This window comes from Streptomyces sp. NPDC051018 (assembly GCF_044456085.1).
Taxonomy (GTDB): Bacteria; Actinomycetota; Actinomycetes; order Streptomycetales; family Streptomycetaceae; genus Streptomyces.
The window spans coordinates 148,993-155,986 of the sequence record NZ_JBITFN010000019.1; the positions used below are offsets into that span (position 1 = coordinate 148,993).

Sequence of the window (6,994 nt, forward strand, 5' to 3'; positions counted from 1 at the left end):
TTGGTCGAATACAGGACATGACCACCGACTCGAACGTCACACCGCAGTCGGCGCTCCGGGTCGGTACGCCGGCCCCCGCGCCGGCCTCGCCCCGCACCACGGGCGCTTCAGCCGCGTTCGGCGCCCCGACCTCAGTCGGTGCCCCGGCCCCGACCTCGGTCCGTGCGCCGGGCCCGGTCGAGATCCCGGCGCCGGTCCCTGCCCCGTACGGGGGCGGGGCAGGGACCGGCGCCGCCTCCTTCGGGAAGTCCGTCCCGGCCCTGTGCGCGGTGGGCATCCTGGTCGTCGGGCAGCTCTACACGATGCTCCCGGTCCTCGACGACCTCGCCGGTTCCTGGTCCACGACCACCTCGGCGGCCGGCTGGGCCACCACCGCCTTCGGCTTCGGATACGCCGCCGGGTTCCTGCTCTCCGGCCCTCTCTCGGACCGCTTCGGCCGGCGCCGGGTCATCGTCGCCGGGCTGCTGCTCACCGCCCTCGCCACGGTCGCCGTCACGATGGCGCCCGGACTCGTGACGGGCTGCGCCGTCCGTGCCGTGCAGGGCCTGGCGGCGGCCGCCTTCGCGCCCGCCGCCTTCGCCTATATCGCCGAACGGGTCGAACCGGCCCGGCGAGTCGCCGCGATGACCTGGCTGACCAGCTCGTTCCTCTCGGCTGGTGTCCTCGGCCAGATCTTCTCCCAGTCCGTGGCCGAGGCCTGGAACTGGCAGGCGGTCTTCCTGATCTGCGCCATGGCCATGGTGGGCGGCGCGGTACTGCTGCACCTCGTGCTCCTGCCCGACCGGAGCACCGCCGCCGCCTCGGCCATGGACGCCTACCGGGCCATGGGCCGACTGCTCACCAAGCCCTCCCTGATCCTGTTTCTGCTGGCCACGGTCACCCTGCTGTGCGGCTTCGTCGCCCTCTACACCGCGCTCCAGGTCATGGGCCCGCCCTCGCTGACCGGCCGGCCCGACGCGATGCTGCTCCTGCGGGCCGGCTCGCTGCCCGCCATGGTGCTGATACCGCTGCTCACCCCCTTCCTCGTCCGGCTGCCCGCCGCGCACCGGGTGGTCGGGGCCCTGCTCCTGGCGGGCACGGTGAGCGGGGCGACCGCCCTGCTCGGCTCCGGTGACGGCCTCGGTCCCCTGGTCCTCGGGGCCCTGCTGTTCGTCTTCGTCCTCGGAGTCGCGGTCACCGCGCCCGCCCTCGTCGAGGCCATCGGATCGCAGGCGGGTCCGGCCCGGGGCGCGGCGGTCGCGCTCTACACGTTCGCCCTCTTCGCCGGTGCGAGCCTCGGCCCCCTGCTGGCGACCTCCTCCGGCGACGGCTTCGCGACCGTCTCCGCCGTGATCGCCGGAGTCCTGTGCGCCGGTGCGGCGCTGGCGGCCACGGGGCAGCGCCTGCGCCGCTGATCACCGCGGGTGCCGGACCGATACGGCCCGGCACCTGGCCACAGGGACGGCCCCATGGCCAGGGCGCACCACCACCGCCGGAACCGCACGGAAGGCGCTCACATTCACGGAAGGCCCTCACCACAAGGAAGGAACGACAAGCCCATGCGATCTCGCATCCTCATCCCGGCCCTCGCTCTCGGCGGAGTCTGCGTGCTGGGCACGGCGCTGCTGGTCAACGCCGACGACAGCGACGCGTCCCCCACCACCACGGCCTCCGCCCCGGCCACCGGGCCGACGGGCGGCGGCACGGAGAACCAGGAGAAGAAGAACGTGAAACCCGTACCCCCGGGCAGCGCCAAGGAGCGTTCCGCCACCCGGCAGTCCCAGGAGTCCCTGACCGACGCGGGGCTCGCGGTCCCGGACGGCTGGCGGCCCGTACAGGTCCGCGAGGACGAGCACGACGACCGCCCGGTGACCGTCGTCCGTTACGAGCGCGGTGCCCAGCGCACCCTCGGCGGGGAGCACATCACCACCGTCGTGGACGGCCGGGGCACCCTGCTCGGCTACACCCGGATGACCCTGGACGCGGCCTCCTCGTCCGTGTCCTCCGACAAGGCCGCGGAGAAAGCCGCGGAGAAGGCGGCCTTCGACTGGATGGAGCGCTTCGTCCCGGAGCACGCGGAAGGGCTCGACGTGCAGTGGGTGAACCGTCACGACGAGGAGGTACGCGACCAGGCCGGAACCGAGCACACCGTCTCCGGCGCCAAGGTCAAGAGCCGCCACGACAACGGCCTCTACACCTGGGTGATCGTCAACGACAAGGGCGAGATCATCACCTACGAGCGCGATATCCGCTGGGACGACTCCGAGGGCCGGCGCGGCACGCAGATGTGGCTGCACGACAAGTGGATCGCGGCCCGCGAGGGCAGCGGCCCCCAGCCCGAATCGCCGTACGCGAAGCCCTGAGCCCTCCGGCCCCGTCCGCCCGCGCGTCAACCACTCGCTGAGGGATGCCGTGGACCAGGCGAATCGTCGCCTGTCGCAGTTGTGCCCGGAGTACGACGAGGAGCGACCGCCCGAAGGGAAGTGAGCCCGGCACCCCGCTCTCCGGAACCGAGCGGGGTGCCTTGTCTCTTTCTCAGCGGCATCTGTCAGGAGGCTGGTGAGACCCGTCGCGCCGTGAGCGCTCCACAGCGTGCTGCGTAGGCAGTCAGGTGATCGGTGCGGAAGCGCGTCGGATCCCAGTTCTCCGGAAGTACGTCAATGCCCGGCCAGATGTACGCCCACCCATGTGCGCCGCCGACGAGGTGGATCTCCCGGAGGGCGTACTTGTCATCCTCGAAACTGTCGAGAGCCCGCCATTCCTTGGCACTCAGATCGTCCAGAAGAAGACCGTTCGCGTCCTGCTCAGCTTCGACCAGACCGGGATAGACCCTCCGGTCGAGGGCAGCAGCGCGCCACGCGCGCGCGATAGCTGGGGTGCTGCGGGGTATCCGCCCCAACAGCGCTTGCAAAACCTCCGGGAACTGGAGCGTCCCGTAGACGAACAAGACGTCGGGTTCGGCAGCGAGCCGATCTTGGACAGTCCGCTGGTGCTGCAATTCCACGCTCGGCGATCCTCTCGTCGTCTGGGCACGTGTTCTGCGTGACGTCCTCTGGCAGGTCCGAGGCGAAGGGGCTGCGGTGGATGACTAGTCTGCTGGTGACGGTATCCCCGGACCAGGGAGAGTTGGCGTGGCCGCAGACGTCGTAGTTGCACAAACCACCATCGATGACGAGACGAAGGCAATGGAGTTGGCGCGGGGGGCGGTGGACCGCAGGCTGGCGGCGGGCGCCCACATTGACCCTCCGCTCAGGGCGGTTTACCGCTGGCAAGGTGCGGTGCAGTCGGAGACGGAGTGGCGCATTTCGTACAAGACGACGCGGGAGCGCTTGCCCGAGCTGGCCGCGTGGGTGGCCGCTACCCATGGATACGAGGTGCCGCAATGGATCGTGTTGCCCGTAGACGGCGGGTCGGCCGAGTATCTGTCATGGGTGGCAGCGGAAAGCCGCGAAACGTAGTCCGGATACCTTCGGTCCATCCCCGCTCGCGCGGGAAGCACGGCGCCCCGCTCTCTGGAATCGAACGGGGTGCCTTCGTCATATCGGGTCTACCCGGCGCGGCCGACGAGGTCGAGGACCATCGCCCGGTAGTACGGGGCATCCTCCCAGGGATGGGAGATGCCGACGGTGCGGTAACCCCACTTCTCGTACGCGGCCTGTGCGGGGGCGGCTTCGGGCTCCGGCCGGACGGTGAGGGTAATGCGCTCGACGGCCAGACCGTCGAGGAGCGCGCTGTGCAGGGCGGCGGCGATCCCGCGTCGGCGCCACGGCTTGCGGACTGCGAGTTCCAGGATCACCCAGGTGCGGGTGCCGTCCTCGCGCGTGAAGTCGGCGGAGAGGTCCTGGTCCACATTGCTCCACCAGCCGGTGTCGGCGGGCAGCAGGTAGCCGTACGAGAACCCGACCACCTCCTCGCCGTCGCGGGCGATGACCAGGCGCATCCCGTCCCGCTGGACGTGAACCAGGTAGTGGTCGATGAACTGCGCGACGTCGCTGGGGCCCTCGTTGTACGGGGGCTCGGCGTAGACCTCCTCATAGGCGGAGAGGAAGTCGTCGAGTCGCCTGCGGGCGGTCTGGCCATCGTGGCGTTCGTACGTGAGCGGGGTCATGCGGCACCCTTCACCCTGACGTACTCGGTCAGGCGGTCGGCGGACCGGGCCGGCTGCGCACGCTCGGTCCGTGGCAATGGGGCAGATGGTGGCCATCTGTCGTCATGCTGTGGGAACGGTCGGTGGCGCTGCGGGTTCAGGTGATGAGACGGCTGGTAAAACCGGCGTCGACCAAGGCCTCGTAGGCGTTGCGAATCTCGTTGGGTACGTCCTGCTCAATGGCGTAGCCGAGGTGCGGGTATTCGATGACGCGCTGGAGGTCGCCGACGAGCATGTCGACCACGAGTCGCTCGTCGCCGATTCCGGCGAGGTAGTTCTCCCAGGGCAGGTCTTCGGAGGCGCAGATCACCTCAGGCCCGGGCCATACGTGGCGAGTGGTCGCGTAGGCGCGGCGTTGCATGTAGGGCTTGGTGACCAGCATGACTGTGTGGGGTTCGATGCCGTTCTGGGCGAGGAGTTCGCGGCTGTAGGTGATGTTCTGGCCGGTGTTGGTGGCGTGGGGCTCGGTGTGGATGGCGTGGTCGGGGACGCCGAGGGTGAGGGCGTGCTCGCGGTAGTGGACGGCCTCGCCGCGGGGGAACGTGTTGCGGGTGGTGGGGCTGGTGCCGCCGGTGAACACGATGATCTTGGCCAGGCCCTGGTGGTAGAGGCGGGCCGTGGTGGCGGCGACACCGAGGTCGTGGCTACCGAGGCCGATCGCCACGTCCGCCGGGCGGAGTTCGTGACCCATCTGGTGGTAGTCCCAGATGAGGCGGGCCTGCTCCTTGTGAGTCGTGGTGATCGTGTGCCGGGTGCTGCTGCTCACGGACGTCCTTCGTCATGCGGATCGAGGCTGAGGGCCGGTGGGGGTGCGGATGGTGTCGATGCTGGCGAGCTGGTGGCGCAGTCCGAACCCGGGCCGCGATCTGCGCGGCGGCGTCCAGAACGCGCACTCGCCCGAACCAGCTCGCGCACAAGGACTTGTACGTGCCCGGTACGCCAAGGCGCGCCACGCGGGCCCGGAACAGCACCCCGTTGATCACCCTGCGGTGATCCGCCCACTGCCCGCCCGGCTTGCCATTAGCGGGAAGGAGAGGTTCGATCTTCTACCACTGCGCGTCCGTGAGCTCGTGTCACCGCACCATACATGCCACCTGCCCGGAGAACCACGAGATCCACCCAGCCCCCCAAAAGCCATCAGAAACGACCTAGTTGTGTCTTAACCCGCTGCTGACCGGTCTGCGCTAAACTGGTAGTCATCGGAGGCCGCAATGGTCTCCGATGCACCATGGTGGATGTTCAGCGCAATGCTGATTCCCCTGCTGACACACTCGTAGGCTTGCGGGGCCGCAAACCAGCCCGACGCACGCTAAGTCGCAACCGAGAAGATGACGGCGGGCACCACCCGTACCAACAGGCTGATGCACGCATCAGCCTGTCCGAGAACATTTGCGCGTTCGTGCGTCAGCGCGGGTGTCTCGGTCCGAACCGTAGGGTTCGGATCGAGGCTGCCCGCGCACCCGATCCGACCCACAACAGGGAAGGTCAGGGTCGGTGGACAGCACCGTCATCATTGTCATTCTCGCCATCGCCAGCGTGGCTTCTGTGCTGCTCTTCGCTCTGAAGGGTCTGCTGGACCAGGTCCCGGACGTGATCGACTCCGCCGGGAAAGCACGCGATGCGTGGCACCGCTTCAAAAATCCCGAACTGCCGCCCCGGGTGGACGACTAAGCCTTGATCCACCGACGCAGTTTCGAAATGGCCTCTGTGAGGTGATTCATCTGAGATGCCCGTGTATCCGTCGATTCTTGGAGGTTGGGATGATGGTGTGGGAGAGGTCGTGGGTGTGATTGAGGCCTGAGGGGCCCGAAGACCCCCGACAGGACCGACCGCCGTCAGGCGAACGACCCCGACATCACCCAATCAAGTTCGGTAGCAGCGGGGGACCACAGCGTCCTGCGTCTATAGCGTCAGAATCCTTGATCACCTGTCGTGGCAATGGCCCTGAGAAGGAGATCCAAGTCGGTGAGGTCTTCCAGGACGATGTCTGCGCCCGAGGCGCGTAGATCGGATGCGGAGCTGCGGCCTGTAGCGACAGCGACGACGCGCACACCTGTCTCAAGACCGCCTTCGACATCCGCAGGGGTATCGCCGATCAGTACGGCTTCCGCCGCCGTGACCGAGGAGCGGGTCAGGGCGAGGTCAACGAGGGCGGGGCGGAGGTCGGCGTCTTCTCCGTACGCGCCGACTTCCCACTCCATGTGAGTGTCAAGGCCGAAAACGTCCAGCTTGACCTCTGCGACGGCACGCACGTTGCCGGTCACCGCTGTCTGACGAACGCCCGCGATGGCGAGCGCGTCCAGTGCAGCGGCGGCGCCGGGGAGGGCGGAGCCCTGTTCCCTGAGCTTCCCGGCGTGCTGAACGTACAGTTCCGTGAGGGCCCGCGCGAACCTCTGGAAGTCGGCACGGTCGGTCGAGAGCCCGTGCAACTGTGCCGTCTCCCGGAAGATCAGCGCCTCCGTTCTGCCGTCGATCGTCGCTTGACTCCGCATGGGCTGGCCGGTCACCCGCTCGAACGCCGCTGCGGAGAGTCTGCGTCCGACGCCACGCGACGCGATGAGGGTGTGGTCGATGTCCCAGAGAACGAGTTGAGGCATACGTTGACCCTCTGCAAGCTTGATCACCATGTGTCCCTCGATAGTTACGGAAAGGCTCCATAGTGGGAAGGTCCGTCCTACGCTGGTGCATTACGGGAGGACGGATGCGGGAAACACCGAAGTTGCCGATCGGGGCGAGGATCAGGTACTACCGGAAGCAGAACGGTAACCGATCGCTAGTGCCGTATCAGGCAATGTTTGCCTCGTGACGGCCCGCCGCGTGGGTGGTTCCCTGCGTGGCGGGCCGAGGCCAGAATGATCACGTGGCTGA

Annotated in this window: 8 protein-coding genes; 4 read left to right on the forward strand and 4 right to left on the reverse strand. The window is 68.1% G+C overall.

What is annotated here, in order from left to right; all coding sequences use genetic code 11:
• The first annotated feature begins 17 nt into the window (after nt 1-17).
• The gene (locus ACIBCM_RS27880) at nt 18-1,394 is read left to right on the forward strand and encodes an MFS transporter (protein ID WP_399247846.1); all 1,377 of its coding nucleotides are present in this window, start codon (nt 18-20) and stop codon (nt 1,392-1,394) included.
• 144 nt (nt 1,395-1,538) lie between these two features.
• Nucleotides 1,539-2,342, forward strand: a complete 804-nt coding sequence (locus ACIBCM_RS27885; protein WP_399247848.1) for a hypothetical protein — start codon at nt 1,539-1,541, stop codon at nt 2,340-2,342.
• 185 nt (nt 2,343-2,527) lie between these two features.
• On the opposite strand, the gene ACIBCM_RS27890 is transcribed toward ACIBCM_RS27885, so the two are convergent.
• A complete protein-coding gene (locus ACIBCM_RS27890) occupies nt 2,528-2,983 on the reverse strand; it encodes a gamma-glutamylcyclotransferase family protein (protein WP_399247850.1) in 456 nt (151 codons plus the stop codon).
• Nucleotides 2,984-3,110: 127 nt separating this feature from the next.
• On the opposite strand from ACIBCM_RS27890, the gene cutA reads away from it, so the two are divergent.
• Nucleotides 3,111-3,437, forward strand: a complete 327-nt coding sequence (gene cutA, locus ACIBCM_RS27895) for a divalent-cation tolerance protein CutA (RefSeq protein ID WP_399247852.1) — start codon at nt 3,111-3,113, stop codon at nt 3,435-3,437.
• A gap of 89 nt (nt 3,438-3,526) precedes the next feature.
• Here cutA and ACIBCM_RS27900 read toward each other — a convergent pair whose 3' ends face one another.
• Nucleotides 3,527-4,087: a GNAT family N-acetyltransferase gene (locus ACIBCM_RS27900; RefSeq protein ID WP_399247854.1), complete on the reverse strand. Its 561-nt coding sequence runs from the start codon at nt 4,085-4,087 to the stop codon at nt 3,527-3,529.
• Nucleotides 4,088-4,223: 136 nt separating this feature from the next.
• Nucleotides 4,224-4,892 (reverse strand): YdcF family protein, encoded by a 669-nt coding sequence (locus ACIBCM_RS27905; RefSeq protein ID WP_399247856.1) that lies wholly within the window; start codon nt 4,890-4,892, stop codon nt 4,224-4,226.
• Nucleotides 4,893-5,620: 728 nt separating this feature from the next.
• Between ACIBCM_RS27905 and ACIBCM_RS27910 the strand changes: the two genes are divergently transcribed.
• The gene (locus ACIBCM_RS27910) at nt 5,621-5,797 is read left to right on the forward strand and encodes a hypothetical protein (protein WP_399247858.1); all 177 of its coding nucleotides are present in this window, start codon (nt 5,621-5,623) and stop codon (nt 5,795-5,797) included.
• 239 nt (nt 5,798-6,036) lie between these two features.
• Here ACIBCM_RS27910 and ACIBCM_RS27915 read toward each other — a convergent pair whose 3' ends face one another.
• Nucleotides 6,037-6,723 (reverse strand): HAD family hydrolase, encoded by a 687-nt coding sequence (locus ACIBCM_RS27915; protein ID WP_399247877.1) that lies wholly within the window; start codon nt 6,721-6,723, stop codon nt 6,037-6,039.
• Between the last annotated feature and the right edge of the window lie 271 nt (nt 6,724-6,994).